A 14,346-nucleotide genomic window follows, 5' to 3' on the forward strand; every position below is an offset into this window, starting at 1 on the left:
AAGGTTAACTGCAGGTCCATGCCGGCCGGGCACGGGCGCTTCAGGCGTCATGGCCGGGCTGGGACTTCGGGACCCGCATGGTGATCAGCGTGCCCTCCCCGGGCGCCGTCTCAATCACCAGGCCATGATCGTCGCCATAGACCTGGCGCAGGCGCGCATCCACGTTCCGCAGGCCAACGTGTTCCCCGTCCGTGTGTCCGGCGAGCATGGACTGGAGTTGCACCGGATCCATCCCCACGCCGTCGTCCTCGATGGTGACTTCCGCGAACGCGCCGGAATCATTGGCAGCGATGGTGATGTGCCCGGGTCCCTCCTTCGCTTCCAGGCCATGCCGGACGGCATTCTCGACGAGTGGCTGGAGGCTCAGGAACGGAATGACCGTGCCCAGCACCTCGGGGGCGATCCGCAGGCTGACCTGGACCCGTTCGCCGAAGCGGGCGCGCTCCAGCAGGAGGTACCGGTCGATGCACCGCAGTTCCTCGGCGAGGGTGGTGAAGTCGCCGTGCCGGCGGAACGAGTAGCGCGTGAAGTCGGCAAATTCCACGACGAGTTCACGCGCCCGGGCAGGGTCAGTATTGATGAAGGAGGCGATCGCGTTAAGGGAGTTGTAAATGAAATGCGGGCTGATCTGGGCACGCAGGGCCCGCACCTCCGCCTCCATCAGCAGCGTCCGCGACGCATCAAGTTCGGCCAGCTCCACCTGGGCCGCGACCCAGTCGGCCACCTCGCTGGTGGCGCGCACCAGGCCCGCACCGGCCGACGGCGCAAACGCCGCAACCACCCCCACCACCCGGGACCCGGCGCGGATCGGTGCGATGACGGCGGAACTGACGCGCCCGGCGGCCAGCGCCGGAAAATCCCCGGCAGTGATCACCTGTGTCCGCCCGCCGGCGAGGACATCGGCGGCCAGCGGCATCAACTGGGGTTTGAGCTCCTCGGCCGCGCCGTCCCATGCCAGCACCCCGGAGACGTCGGTGATGGCCAGGGCGTCGCATCCCAGCAGCCCCCGCAGCTGCCGGCTGGCCTTCGCGGCGCCTGCGGGGTTCAGTCCCGTCCGCAAGTGCTGGCCGGCTTTCGACGCCGCGTGCAGGGTGTTGTAGGTGGCGCGCTCGGCGTCGGTGCCCAGCTCACGGAAGGAGCGGAGCACCTTGAGCCCAACGCCCACGACGACGGCAATCGCCAAGGCGATCACCGCAACTGCGGCCGCGGCGTAGAGAGGGGAGTCGGGCATGCTGCCAGCGTAGCGCGTGCCGTTTGTCGCAGCATCGCGACCGCTAGGCGACCGGGGGCCCGCAAATACTGGAACCCTGCCCCGGAGCGGAGCACAGTGATGGGAGTCACACTGCCGTGGAAGCATCCGCTCTGGAAGCGTCAAGGCCGGTGTGGAAGACAGTCTCAACGAGGAGGAATCATGGGTAATGATGCCCGAACTCCGGACGTAGCGGCGTCCGCGGACTTCGAGGAAGTCCAAGCCACCGCGCAATTCCAGGAGCTGCGCAAGCGCCACCGCAGCTTTGTGTTTCCCATGGCGGCTGCGTTCCTGCTGTGGTACTTCGCGTACGTCCTGCTGGCCGACTACGCGGTGGGCTTCATGTCCACCAAAGTGTGGGGCAACATCAACATCGGGCTGATCATGGGGCTGCTCCAGTTCGTCACGACGTTTGCGATCACCGGCTGGTACGTCAGCTACTGCAACAGGAAGCTGGACCCCGTCGCCGCGGAGATCCGTCACGGCATTGAAGGGCACGAATTCGACAAAGCGGCCACGGGAGTGTCCGGCGGCGCAGCGGGCGGAGCAGCCAAATGATCAGCATTCCCACAGCGGTTGACGTTGCCGCGCTCAAGGAGACAACCCTCCTCAACATGGGCATCTTCGGCCTGTTCGTCGCGGTCACCATGGTGATCGTCCTGCGGGCGAGCCGGAACAACAAGACGGCGGCTGACTACTACGCCGCCGGCCGGTCGTTCACCGGATCGCAGAACGGCACCGCCATCGCGGGGGACTACCTGTCCGCCGCCTCCTTCCTGGGGATCACCGGAGCCATTGCCATCAACGGCTACGACGGCTTCATGTACTCCATCGGGTTCCTCGTCGCGTGGCTTGTGGCACTCCTGCTCGTGGCCGAACTGCTGCGCAACACCGGCAAGTTCACCATGGCCGACGTCCTTTCCTTCCGCCTTAAGCAGCGTCCCGTCCGCATCGCCGCCGCCATCTCCACGCTGGCTGTCTGCTTCTTCTACCTGCTGGCCCAGATGGCCGGCGCCGGCAGCCTCATCTCGCTGCTGCTTGGCATCAGCGACTGGGGAGGCCAGGCCCTCGTGATCATCGTGGTGGGCGCACTCATGATCATGTACGTCCTGATCGGCGGCATGAAGGGCACCACCTGGGTGCAGATCATCAAGGCCATCCTGCTCATCGCCGGAGCAGCCGTGATGACGCTCTGGGTCCTGGCCATCTACGGCTTCAATCTGTCCAGCCTGCTGGGCGCGGCCGTGGACACCGCCAACAATCCTGCCGTGCTCAACCCCGGCCTGCAGTACGGCAAGACCGAAACATCCAAGCTGGACTTCATGTCACTCGGCCTGGCCCTGGTGCTCGGCACCGCGGCCCTGCCGCACGTGCTCATGCGGTTCTACACGGTGCCCACCGCCAAGGAAGCCCGGAAATCCGTGGTCTGGTCCATCTGGCTGATCGGCCTGTTCTACCTCTTCACCCTGGTCCTCGGCTACGGCGCTGCTGCCCTCGTGGGCGCGGCCACCATCAAGGCAGCCCCCGGCGGTGTCAACTCTGCGGCTCCGCTGCTGGCCTTCCACCTCGGCGGCCCGCTGCTGCTGGGCTTCATCTCCGCGGTGGCCTTCGCCACGATCCTCGCCGTGGTGGCCGGACTCACCATCACTGCAGCAGCGTCCTTCGCGCACGATATCTACGCCAGCGTCATCGCCAAGGGAAAGGCCGACGCCGACACCGAGGTCAAGGTGGCCCGGCGCACGGTGGTGGTCATCGGAGTCCTGGCGATTGTGGGCGGCATCTTCGCCAACGGGCAGAACGTGGCCTTCCTGGTGGCGCTCGCGTTCGCCGTGGCCGCCTCCGCCAACCTGCCGACGATCATCTACTCGCTGTTCTGGCGCAGGTTCACCACCCAGGGCGCCATCTGGAGCATGTATGGGGGCCTGGGCTCGGCCATCCTCCTGATCGCTTTCTCCCCGGTGGTTTCCGGAGCCGCGACGTCCATGATTCCGGGCTCCAACTTTGCCGTCTTCCCGCTCAGCAACCCAGGCATTGTGTCCATCCCGCTGGCCTTCCTCCTCGGCTGGCTGGGTACGGTCCTGGACAAGAAGACGGAAGACCCCGCCAAGCAGGCCGAAATGGAAGTCCGCTCGCTGACCGGCGTGGGCGCGGAGAAGGCCGTCGACCACTGACCGACTTCTGCCCCGACCGACCCCTGCACTGACTGACCCCCGCACCAAGAGGCGGGGATAGCAGAAGCCCCCGTGCACTTCACCGTGAAGTGCACGGGGGCTTCCGCTGTCCATGCCTGTTCAGCCCTTTGGTTTGAGCCGGATGGTGACCATCTTCAGATCGTCCGTTCCGGAAAATCGGTAAACGAGCTCCACGTCTTTGCCGTCGCACTGGATGACGCCGACAACGTCTGCGATGTTGGAGCCGTTCTCGCCGCTGACCTTGAGGTCGTCGAATGCTGTGGTGCAGGACGGATCGAGATTCAGGCTCTGGACGCCTGATTCGAAGGTCTCGCGCGACAGTTGCTGTTTCAGCGCCGGGTCCAGGAAGTCGTCGTATGCCTTGCCTGTTTCACCGGAGATGACGAGCTTGGTGAAATTGTCAGCCAAATCCGAGGCCTGGCGGGTTGCCCCGCCCACCAGGTTCAGCAGGAGCGCGACACCCACGGCCACCAGGAGCAGGACGCCTCCCACGATGCCCAGCACTATCCAGAGTCCTTTGCGGCTCTGTGCCGGCGGCTGGATGGGAGGCTGCAGCCTCCGATGCCGCCGCTGGTACGGGTCCTGGGTGTTACTCACTGGCGGGCCTTTCATTCTTCTGCCGAACCGCGGTCCAGGAGCGGTTGGATCCGGAACGGAATCAGCTCTCCCATGGCCAGTGCGGTGTCCGTTCGTTCCACCCCGTCGCAGGCAAGGATTTTTCCGTTGATCCGGAACAGGTCTTCGGCGTCAAGGGCCACCACGCGCAGCAGCAGGTCGGCAGAGCCCGTGAGCCCGTAGCCTTCGAGGATCTCAGGAATACTTGCCAACTGTTCGGCCAGGCTGCCGAGCTTCTGCTGCTGGACGTGGACCGAGATGAAGGCCATCAGCGGATAGCCCAGGGAGACCGGATTGATGCGGCGCTCAAAGGACAGGAAGACATGCTTCTTTTCGAGCTGGGCCATCCGGGCCTGGACCGTGTTCCGGGACAGGCCCAGCTTCTGGGCCAAGGCAACGACCGTCCGGCGGGGGTCCCGCGCCAAGGCCGAAAGCAGGCGGGTGTCGGTGCCATCCAAAGCTTGCATAATGCGCAAGACTAGCACGGTCCAGGGCCTTGAAATGGTGCATTCTGCTCACTTTTTTAGGCAGTGGTTGTACCCCCTGAGCATTGTGAGTATGGTCACAATTATCCGGAGCAACGGCGCCCGGAAGGCCGGAAGCGGAAGGATCACGAGTCCTTTCGCGGCACGGTGACACGACGTCAGAAGGTTGCGGCAACAGTGGTGACAGACGATGCGGGCCAGGGCGGAACAACCGCCGGCCGGGACAACAAGACAGGGCACCAGGGCGGCGCAGGCCACAACCTGGTTCAGCTGATCACCCCCGCGGGGGAGCGCGTCAGCCATCCGGAATATGACCCCTGGGTCAGGGACGTATCAGACGAGCAACTGTGCTCGCTCTACGAGGACCTGGTGGTGGTCCGGCGGATCGACCAAGAGGCAACTGCACTGCAGCGCCAGGGCGAACTGGGCCTCTGGCCTCCGCTGCTGGGCCAGGAGGCCTCGCAGGTGGGATCCGTGCGCTCGCTGCGCGATGATGACTTTATTTTTCCCAGTTACCGTGAAAACGGCGTGGCCTACTGCCGCGGGGTGGACCTGACGGACATCCTGCGCGTCTGGCGCGGGAATGCCTCCGGTGGCTGGGACCCGTACACCGTCAACATGGCGATTCCGCAGATCGTCATCGGCGCGCAGACGCTGCACGCCACGGGCTACGCCATGGGAATCCAAAACGACGGTGCCGATTCCGCGGCAATTGTGTACTTCGGCGACGGTGCCACAAGCAAGGGCGATGTCAACGAGGCCATGGTCTTCGCGGCCAGTTACCAGGTGCCGCTGGTGTTTTTCTGCCAGAACAACCACTGGGCCATTTCCGAACCCGTGCGCCTCCAGTCCCACACCCACCTCGCGGAACGAGGTACCGGCTTCGGCATGCCCAGCATGCGCGTTGACGGCAACGATGTGCTGGCGGTCATGGCTGCCACGCGCGTGGCACTTGACCGGGCCCGCCGCGGCGGCGGCCCCACCTTCATCGAGGCCGTCACGTACAGGATGGGCCCACATACGACGGCGGATGACCCCACCCGGTACCGTGACGCCAACGAACTCGAGGACTGGGCGGCAAAGGATCCGATCGGCCGGGTCCATGCGCTGCTTGACCGGAAGGGCCTGTTCACCGAAGAGTTCGAATCTTCCGTGCGGACTAAAGCGGACTCAGTCGCCAGGGAGCTGCGTGCCGGCTGCGTCGGCATGCCGGACCCCGAACCCCTGGACGTCTTTAAGCATGTGTACAGCACTCCCAACTCCTGGCTGGACCGCCAGCAGGACCACTACTCCCGTTACCTGGCCAGCTTCGGCGATCCCGCAGGGGCCATTACTGAAGAAGGTGCACGCTGATGACGCAGCTGACCTTTGCGCGGGCCATAAACTCCGGCCTTCGCAAATCCCTCGAGAACGATCCCAAAGTGGTCCTCATGGGCGAGGACATTGGCACCCTGGGCGGTGTTTTCCGTGTGACGGACGGGCTGCAGAAGGACTTCGGCAAGCACCGCGTCATTGATACACCGCTCGCCGAATCCGGGATTGTCGGGACGGCGGTGGGGCTGGCCTACCGCGGTTACCGGCCGGTGGTGGAAATCCAATTCGACGGTTTTGTCTACTCCGCCTTCGACCAGATCGTCTCGCAGTTGGCGAAGATGCATTACCGCACCCGCGGCGCCGTGAAGATGCCCATCACCATCCGCATCCCGTTTGGCGGCGGCATCGGATCTCCGGAGCACCACTCCGAGTCGCCGGAGGCCTACTTCGCCCATACGGCAGGTCTTCGTGTGATAACCCCGGCCAGCCCGCAGGATGCGCACACGATGATCCAGCAGGCCATTTCCTGTGACGACCCCGTGATCTTCTTTGAGCCCAAGCGCAGGTACCACGACAAAGGCGAGGTGGACGAGTCACTCGATCCCAATTCCGCCCCGCCGATGGGCCAGGCGCGGGTGGTCACGGACGGCCGCGACGTCACGCTCGTTGCCTACGGGCCGCTGGTGAAGACGGCCCGAGATGCAGCCACCGCGGCCGCCGATGAAGGTGTGTCGGTTGAAGTCATCGACCTGCGGTCTCTGGCCCCCGTGGATTTTGCCACGGTGGAGGCCTCGGTGCGCAAGACCGGCCGGCTCGTGATCACACACGAGGCCGGGCAGTCAGGCGGGCTCGGCGCGGAAGTTGCGGCCAGCATCACTGAGCGCTGCTTCTACCACCTGGAGGCGGCCCCCGTCCGCATCACAGGTTTTGACGTGCCCTACCCGTACTCCAAGCTGGAGATGCACCACCTCCCCAGCCTGGACAGGATCCTCGACGGCGTGGACCGGGCGCTCGGCCGGCCGAACTCGCTGAGCGGGCTGGAAGGATGACCGCCACCATGATCAAGGAATTCCGGCTCCCCGATCTCGGCGAAGGCCTGACCGAATCCGAAATCGTCAGCTGGAAAGTGAATGTTGGAGACACCGTAAGCCTGAACCAAATCATCGCCGAAGTGGAGACCGCCAAGGCCGTGGTGGAACTTCCCTCGCCGTTCGCCGGCGTGATCACCGCCCTGCACGAGCAGCCGGGCACCGTGGTGGAGGTCGGCAAACCGATCGTTTCCTTCGAGGTGGAGGGCGACGCCGGCGGGCAGCCTGCCGCCGCCGCCGAAAGCGTGGCGCCCCCTGCCAAGAGGGAACCGAACCTCGTGGGGTACGGCGCCGTCGTCGAAAGCACCGGCCGTCCCGTGCGCCGGCAGCGCAACTTCGCCGCAGCGCCACCGGTGGTTGAGCCTGTCGAAACCGGGCCTGTCGAAACCGGACGCCCGGTGGTTGAGCCTGTCGAAACCGGGCCTGTCGAAACCGGACGCCCGGTGGTTGAGCCTGTCGAAACCCGGCCTGTCGAAACCACAACCGACGAACGCCCCCGTTCCACTCCGCCGGTGCGGAAGCTCGCCAAGGACCTTGGCGTGGCGCTGGAGGATGTCCGGGGCACCGGCCCCGGCGGCCTCATTACCCGTGACGATGTACGGAATTTCGTGGGCGGCGAGGGCCTGCCTGCAGCGTCCGAGGAGCCCGTGGCTGCTGCGGGGCAACCCCAGCGCGCCGTGCCAGGGCAGGGCGAACGCGAAACGCGCACGCCTATCAAGGGGGTCCGCAAGCTCACGGCGGCAGCCATGGTCTCGAGTGCGTTCACTGCTCCGCATGTCACGGAATTCCTCACCGTTGACGTCACCCCGGCCATGGAACTGCTGGCCCGGCTCAAGTCAGGCAAGGCGTTCGCCGGGCTCAAGCTCACGCCGCTCACGCTGGTGGCCAAGGCCGCGCTGCTTGCCCTGCGGCACAACCCCACGCTTAACTCCAGGTGGGACGAGGACAGCCAGGAGATCGTGCAGTTCAACTACGTCAACCTCGGGATCGCGGCGGCCACACCCCGCGGCCTCATGGTGCCCAACATCAAGGAAGCGGACAGGTTGACACTGGCCGAGCTCTCGGCTGCGCTGACGGAGCTGACCGAGACCGCCCGGGCCGGGAAGACGGGCCCGGCGGATCTCACCGGCGGCACCATCTCGATCACCAATATCGGCGTGTTCGGCATCGACGCCGGCACGCCCATCCTCAACCCGGGCGAGGCCGCCATCCTGGCCATGGGTGCCGTGCGGAAGATGCCGTGGGAATACCAGGACCAGATCGCCCTCAGGCAGGTCATGACCCTCAGCCTCTCCTTCGACCACCGGCTGGTGGATGGGGAGCAGGGCTCAAGGTTCCTGGCGGATCTCGGCGCACTCCTGGCGGACCCCGGCATGGCGCTGGCGATGGCCTGACCCGGCACCGGACAGCCCGCACGGGCCACCCTGCACGGACCACCCTGCACAAAAGCGGCCCCGGCCCTCATAACCGCTGTTGACCAGCGACGGTTAAGCGGGCCGGGGCCGTCTGTGCGGGGGTTGGGGTGCGGGCTGGGCGTGGGGGAGGGGCTAGGCCGGTGCCGTCAGGGCCGCCAGCGCCATGTTCTCCAGCAGCGGGCGGGCCGACTTGATGGCCATCCTGCGGCCATGGTTCCGGACGGAGTGGGGCGTGGAGTTGATCAGGCCGAAGGTCGCATGCGCCCGCATCCGGAGGTCGGCCGTGTCCGTTTCGCTGTGGATGCCGGCAAGAACATCAACCCAGAGCTCCACGTAGCTGCGCTGGAGTGCCCGGACCTGCGCCTGGTCGTCCGCGGAGAGGTTGCTGAAGTCCCTGTCCTGGACGCGGATGACGTCCGGGTTGCTCAGGGCAAAGTCCACGTGGAACTGCACCAGCCGGGCCAGGGCTGACGCCGGGTCGCCCGCAGCCGCCACCACGCTCTGGCCGCCGTCGAGCAGGTCCTGGCTGACGCTGAGCAGCAGGGCGCCCAGCACGGCCTGTTTGCCGGGGAAATGGCGGTACACGGCGGGTCCGCTGACGCCTGCCGCGGCGCCCAGGTCCTCCAGGGACACCCGGTTGAAACCGTTGACGGCAAAGAGGGATGCAGCGGCGGACAGCAGCGCCTGCCGCCGCGTTTCCTTGGCGCGGCTGCGCTGTGTCGCCCCGGTGGCGTGGGCGCCCCCGGCCAAGGCCTCGGGGGGTGCGGCGGGGTCGTCCCCGGCAAGCCTGTCCTGCTCTGTGATCGGCACATTTCCTCCTCGAACCAGCAAACTCTAACAAGCCGCGGGTGTGTTGGACATCACAGTTAATAGAGACTAACCTAAATCTCAGTTACACGGCACTAACCGAAAGTGGCCGGCCCGGTTCTCCGGGCCGTGCCCGGGAACGGAAGCGGTCAATGGAGACACTCGCCAGCCGGCTGGATCCCACCAGCGAGGCCTTTGAAGCCAACAGCCTTGCGCAGCAGGCGCTCGCGGGCGACCTGCGGAAGCGCCTCGCGGAGGCAGCCCTGGGAGGACCGGCAAAGTCCCGTGAGCGCCACGTGGCCCGCGGCAAGCTGCTCCCACGGGAACGCATCGACCAGCTCCTGGACGACGGCAGCCCCTTCCTGGAGATCGCGCCGCTCGCTGCCAACGGCATGTACAACGACGATTCACCGGGCGCCGGCGTGATCGCGGGCATCGGGCTGGCCCACGGCCGCCAGGTCCTGGTCATCTCCAACGACGCCACGGTCAAAGGCGGCACCTACTATCCGATGACCGTGAAGAAGCACTTGCGGGCCCAGGAGATCGCGCTGGAAAACCGGCTGCCCTGCATCTACCTCGTGGATTCCGGCGGAGCCTTCCTCCCCAAGCAGGACGAGGTGTTCCCGGACAAGGAGCACTTCGGCCGGATCTTCTACAACCAGGCCAAGATGTCAGCGGCCAAGATTCCGCAGATTGCGTCCGTCATGGGCTCCTGCACCGCCGGAGGCGCCTATGTGCCTGCCATGAGCGATGAAACCGTCATCGTCAGGAACCAGGGGACCATCTTCCTGGGCGGGCCCCCGCTGGTGAAGGCCGCCATCGGCGAGATCGTCACCGCCGAGGAACTGGGCGGCGGCGACGTCCACTCGAGAATCTCCGGCGTCACCGACCACCTCGCCGAAAACGATGAGCATGCCCTGCAGATTGTCCGGGACGTCGTCGCCACGCTGCCCCGGCCCGCCGCGCCCGCCTGGGATGTGGGCACCGCCGTCGAGCCCGTTGTTGATCCGGGGGAGCTCTACGGTGCCGTCCCCACGGACGTCAACGCGCAGTACGACGTCCGTGAGGTCATCGCCCGGCTCGTCGACGGCAGCAGGTTCCACGAGTTCAAGAAGAACTACGGCACCACCCTCGTGACCGGATTCGCCAGGCTGCACGGCCATTCCGTGGGCATCGTGGCCAACAACGGCGTGCTCTTCAGCGAGTCCTCGCTCAAGGGCGCGCACTTCATCGAATTGTGCGACCAGCGCGGTATTCCCCTGATCTTCCTGCAGAACATCTCCGGCTTCATGGTGGGCAAGGACTCAGAACAGGGCGGCATCGCCAAGAACGGGGCCAAGATGGTCACCGCCGTCGCCACGGCGCGCGTGCCCAAGCTGACCGTGGTGATCGGCGGATCCTTTGGCGCCGGCAACTACTCCATGTGCGGCCGCGCCTACTCACCGCGTTTCCTGTGGATGTGGCCGGCGAGCCGCATCTCCGTGATGGGCGGCAACCAGGCCTCCAGCGTGCTGGCCACCGTGAAGCGCGACCAGTACGAGGCCGCCGGCCAGGAATGGTCCGCCGAGGACGAGGAAGCGTTCAAGGCCCCCATCCGGCAGCAGTACGAGGACCAAGGCAGCCCCTACTACTCCACCGCCCGCATCTGGGACGACGGCGTGATCGACCCCGCGGACACCCGCACCGTGCTGGGACTGGCGCTCGACGTCGTCTCCCGCGCCCCGTTGCCGGAGACTTCCTTCGGCCTCTTCCGGATGTGAGCCTGCAGTGACCAGTCCAGCAGTTACCAGCAAAGCAATGACCAATCTGTTCCACACCGTCCTGGTGGCCAACCGCGGAGAGATCGCCTGCCGCGTGATCCGGACGCTGCGGGCCTTGGGTATCCGCTCGGTCGCCGTCTACAGCGATGCCGACGCCGGTGCCCGGCACGTGCGCGAAGCGGACGCTGCCGTGCGGATCGGGCCGGCAGCCGCGGCGGAGAGTTACCTCAACATTGAGGCGATCATCCGGGCCTGCAAGGACAGCGGCGCCCAGGCGGTGCACCCCGGCTACGGATTCCTGAGCGAGAACGTCGAGTTCGCCCGCGCGCTGGCCTCGGCCGGCATCGCCTTCATCGGTCCGGGCGTCGAGTCCCTGGATGTCATGGGGGACAAGATCCGTTCCAAGAACCATGTTGCGGGCTACGGCGTCCCGGTTGTTCCCGGCATCGCCGAACCCGGCCTGACGGACGGGCAGCTGGCCGAGGCTGCGGCGGGTGTCGGCTTTCCGCTGCTCATCAAGCCGTCCGCCGGCGGCGGGGGCAAGGGCATGCACATCGTGGAGCGCCCGGAAGACCTCTCCGCCACCCTGGCCACGGCCCGGCGCGTGGCAGCCGGTGCGTTTGGCGACGACACACTGTTCCTGGAACGCCTGGTCGCGGCTCCCCGGCACATCGAGGTCCAGGTCCTGGCTGACACCCATGGCAACGTCATCCATCTCGGCGAGCGCGAATGCTCCCTGCAGCGCCGGCACCAGAAGGTGATTGAGGAAGCACCGTCGCCGCTGCTGGAATCCCTGAAGGACGGGGGCGCCACGCGTGCGCGCATCGGTGAAGCGGCGTGCCAGGCGGCCCGCAGCGTGCACTACACCGGGGCCGGAACGGTCGAGTTCCTCGTCTCGGACAACGCCCCGGACGAGTTCTTCTTCATGGAGATGAACACCCGCCTCCAGGTGGAGCACCCCGTCACGGAAATGGTCACCGGAGTGGATCTCGTGGAGTGGCAGGTGCGCATCGCCGCCGGTGAGGTGCTCACCGTGGCGCAGGACGACGTCGTGCTGAACGGCCATGCCGTGGAGGCGCGCGTGTACGCCGAAATTCCGGAGCGGAACTTCCTCCCGTCCTCAGGCGAAGTGGTACTGCTCGATGAACGCGGCACTGTCTTTGGGGCGATGCCGGATGCCGGGGCCCGCCAGGCTCCGGCGGACGGGAACATCCGCATCGACTCCTCGCTGCTGCAGGGGCTGGACATCACCAGCGACTACGACCCCATGCTGTCCAAGGTCATCGCCTGGGGCCAGGACCGCCAGTCGGCGCTCGACCGGCTGGACGCGGCGCTGGCCCGGTACACCGTTCTCGGGGTGGGAACCAACGTGGAGTACCTGAGGCTCCTGATCAACGACGACGACGTCCGGGCCGGCCATCTGGATACCACGCTGATCGACCGCAAGATGCCGGGCCTCTCGTTCCGGACCGCGGGCGACCCCGAGCTCATAGCCGCCGCCATGCAGTTCTGGGTCCGGGACAAGGGCACGGCGGGCGTAGCTTCCCCCTGGGACAGTGTCCGCGGCTGGCGGCTGGGCCGTGCGGCGGCCCGGAGGATGAGTTTCGGCCTCCCGGGCGGGGCCATTGCCACCGCCGCGGTCATCTGGCTTGGTGACAGTGACCATGACCCCGGCCACGTCCTGGTCCGCGTCAACGACGGGCCCGAACACGAGGTCCGCGTCCTGGGGCTTACCGGCGAGTCCATTCACCTCGACATCGACGGGCAGCAGCGCATCTTCGCCCTCGGGTGCCACTGGGAGGGCCACCCCGGGGACGGCCGCCCGCAGGCCGTCTACGTGGGGAGCGGAGGCTGGGGCTGCGGGCTGGACGTACTCAGCAGGGAGGCCCGCCTCGAGCGTGTGCTGGCCGCCATCGAGAGGGAAGCCGGTGCGGCCGACCCCGAAGTCCGTTCACCCATGCCGGGGACCGTCGTCTCGGTGTCCGTGGACAACGGCGACGCCGTGGCGGCCGGACAGGTGCTCCTCTCCGTGGAGGCCATGAAGATGGAGCACCAGCTCGTCGCGGAGGTGCCCGGCACAGTTCACATCACGGTGAAGATCGGAGACCTGGTGAAGGCAGAGCAGGTGCTGGCCACCATCCACGCCGAACCGGCCTCCCACGGCGACGAACCACCCACCCAAGAACCAGCCACCCAAGAACCAGCCAATGAACGTAAGGGAGCCTAGCTATGGCCGATTTTGAGCTCAGCGAGGAATACCAGGACCTCAGCAACACCGTGCGCGAGTTTGCCGACGAGGTGGTTGCGCCGGTCTCGGCCAAGCACGATGAGGAACACAGCTTTCCGTATGAGGTTGTCTCGCAGATGGCGGACATGGGCCTGTTCGGCCTGCCGTTCCCCGAGGAGTACGGCGGCATGGGCGGGGACTACTTCGCCCTGGCCCTCGCGCTGGAACAACTGGGCCGCGTTGACCAGTCCGTGGCCATCACTCTGGAAGCCGGAGTGTCCCTCGGCGCCATGCCGATCCACCGTTTCGGGACCGAGGCGCAAAAGGAGGAGTGGCTGCCGCTGCTCGCCTCGGGCAAGGCGCTCGCCGCGTTCGGCCTGACCGAGCCGGAGGCCGGCTCGGACGCCGGCGGCACGAAGACCACGGCCAGGCTGGAAGGCGGCGCAGACGAAAAAAACTGGGTCATCAACGGCAACAAGGAATTCATCACCAACTCGGGCACCGACATCTCCCGGCTGGTGACCGTGACCGCAGTGACCGGCCAGCAGGAGCGCAAGGACGGGAGCGTCAAGAAGGAAATCTCCACGATCCTGGTGCCCACCGACACGCCCGGCTTCACGGCGCAGAAGGCCTACAACAAGGTCGGCTGGAACGCCTCGGACACGCATCCCCTGACCCTCAAGGATGTCCGCGTCCCCGAGGCCAACCTCCTCGGCGTGCAGGGCCGCGGCTACGCGAACTTCCTGTCCATCCTCGATGAGGGACGCATCGCCATCGCGGCCCTGGCCACCGGCGCCGCGCAGGGCTGCGTGGATCTCTCCGTCCGCTATGCCAAGGACCGCAGCGCTTTCGGGAACAACATCGGCAAGTACCAGGCCATCGCCTTCAAGATCGCCCGCATGCAGGCACGCGCCCACACGGCCCGCCTGGCGTACTACGACGCCGCCGCCCGGATGCTTGCCGGGAAGCCGTTCAAGACCCAGGCGGCCATAGCTAAGATGGTCGCAGGCGAGGCGGCCATGGACAATGCGAGGGATGCCACCCAGGTATTCGGCGGCTATGGCTTCATCAACGAGTTCACCGTGGCACGCCACTACCGCGACTCCAAGATCCTTGAAGTCGGGGAGGGCACCACGGAGGTTCAGCTGATGCTGATCGCCCGGGAACTCGGGCTCTAAACGGCCCGGTGGCCGA

At 66.4% G+C, this 14,346-nt stretch carries 12 protein-coding genes; 8 read left to right on the top strand and 4 right to left on the bottom strand.

Annotated elements, in window-relative coordinates; genetic code table 11:
• Positions 1-40: 40 nt before the first annotated feature.
• Entirely contained in the window at positions 41-1,231 is a 1,191-nt protein-coding gene (locus tag JYA52_RS17335; RefSeq protein ID WP_205654480.1) for a sensor histidine kinase, read from the bottom strand.
• Between the two features lie 180 nt (positions 1,232-1,411).
• On the opposite strand from JYA52_RS17335, the gene JYA52_RS17340 reads away from it, so the two are divergent.
• Together JYA52_RS17340 and JYA52_RS17345 are read left to right on the top strand one after the other, a co-directional pair.
• Positions 1,412-1,807 (top strand): DUF485 domain-containing protein, encoded by a 396-nt coding sequence (locus JYA52_RS17340; RefSeq protein WP_205654481.1) that lies wholly within the window; start codon positions 1,412-1,414, stop codon positions 1,805-1,807.
• Positions 1,804-3,420, top strand: coding sequence for a monocarboxylic acid transporter (locus JYA52_RS17345; protein WP_205654482.1), 1,617 nt, complete (start codon positions 1,804-1,806; stop codon positions 3,418-3,420). The genes JYA52_RS17340 and JYA52_RS17345 overlap by 4 nt, the downstream gene beginning before the upstream one ends.
• Positions 3,421-3,540: 120 nt before the next feature.
• Here the strand turns inward: JYA52_RS17345 and JYA52_RS17350 are convergent, their stop codons facing one another.
• Both JYA52_RS17350 and JYA52_RS17355 read right to left on the bottom strand, forming a co-directional pair.
• Positions 3,541-4,038 (bottom strand): hypothetical protein, encoded by a 498-nt coding sequence (locus JYA52_RS17350; protein ID WP_307869419.1) that lies wholly within the window; start codon positions 4,036-4,038, stop codon positions 3,541-3,543.
• 11 nt (positions 4,039-4,049) lie between these two features.
• A complete protein-coding gene (locus JYA52_RS17355) occupies positions 4,050-4,523 on the bottom strand; it encodes an Lrp/AsnC family transcriptional regulator (protein WP_205654483.1) in 474 nt (157 codons plus the stop codon).
• A gap of 195 nt (positions 4,524-4,718) precedes the next feature.
• On the opposite strand from JYA52_RS17355, the gene pdhA reads away from it, so the two are divergent.
• The 3 genes from pdhA to JYA52_RS17370 are packed head-to-tail and all read left to right on the top strand — an operon-like array spanning position 4,719 to position 8,337.
• Positions 4,719-5,894 (top strand): pyruvate dehydrogenase (acetyl-transferring) E1 component subunit alpha, encoded by a 1,176-nt coding sequence (gene pdhA, locus JYA52_RS17360; RefSeq protein ID WP_205654484.1) that lies wholly within the window; start codon positions 4,719-4,721, stop codon positions 5,892-5,894.
• Complete coding sequence (locus tag JYA52_RS17365; protein ID WP_205654485.1) at positions 5,894-6,904, top strand: alpha-ketoacid dehydrogenase subunit beta; 1,011 nt, start codon at positions 5,894-5,896, stop codon at positions 6,902-6,904. Before pdhA ends, JYA52_RS17365 begins: the two co-directional genes overlap by 1 nt.
• Before the next feature lie 8 nt (positions 6,905-6,912).
• A complete protein-coding gene (locus JYA52_RS17370; RefSeq protein WP_205654486.1) occupies positions 6,913-8,337 on the top strand; it encodes a dihydrolipoamide acetyltransferase family protein in 1,425 nt (474 codons plus the stop codon).
• A gap of 153 nt (positions 8,338-8,490) precedes the next feature.
• Here the strand turns inward: JYA52_RS17370 and JYA52_RS17375 are convergent, their stop codons facing one another.
• Complete coding sequence (locus JYA52_RS17375) at positions 8,491-9,108, bottom strand: SACE_7040 family transcriptional regulator (protein ID WP_205654544.1); 618 nt, start codon at positions 9,106-9,108, stop codon at positions 8,491-8,493.
• Positions 9,109-9,317: 209 nt separating this feature from the next.
• Between JYA52_RS17375 and JYA52_RS17380 the strand changes: the two genes are divergently transcribed.
• The 3 genes from JYA52_RS17380 to JYA52_RS17390 are packed head-to-tail and all read left to right on the top strand — an operon-like array spanning position 9,318 to position 14,330.
• A complete protein-coding gene (locus JYA52_RS17380) occupies positions 9,318-10,925 on the top strand; it encodes a carboxyl transferase domain-containing protein (RefSeq protein WP_205654487.1) in 1,608 nt (535 codons plus the stop codon).
• A gap of 37 nt (positions 10,926-10,962) precedes the next feature.
• Positions 10,963-13,152, top strand: a complete 2,190-nt coding sequence (locus JYA52_RS17385; RefSeq protein ID WP_205654488.1) for an acetyl/propionyl/methylcrotonyl-CoA carboxylase subunit alpha — start codon at positions 10,963-10,965, stop codon at positions 13,150-13,152.
• Positions 13,153-13,154: 2 nt separating this feature from the next.
• Complete coding sequence (locus tag JYA52_RS17390; protein ID WP_205654489.1) at positions 13,155-14,330, top strand: acyl-CoA dehydrogenase family protein; 1,176 nt, start codon at positions 13,155-13,157, stop codon at positions 14,328-14,330.
• The last annotated feature ends 16 nt before the right edge of the window (positions 14,331-14,346 follow it).

The organism is Arthrobacter pascens (assembly GCF_017052465.1).
GTDB lineage: Bacteria > Actinomycetota > Actinomycetes > Actinomycetales > Micrococcaceae > Arthrobacter > Arthrobacter pascens.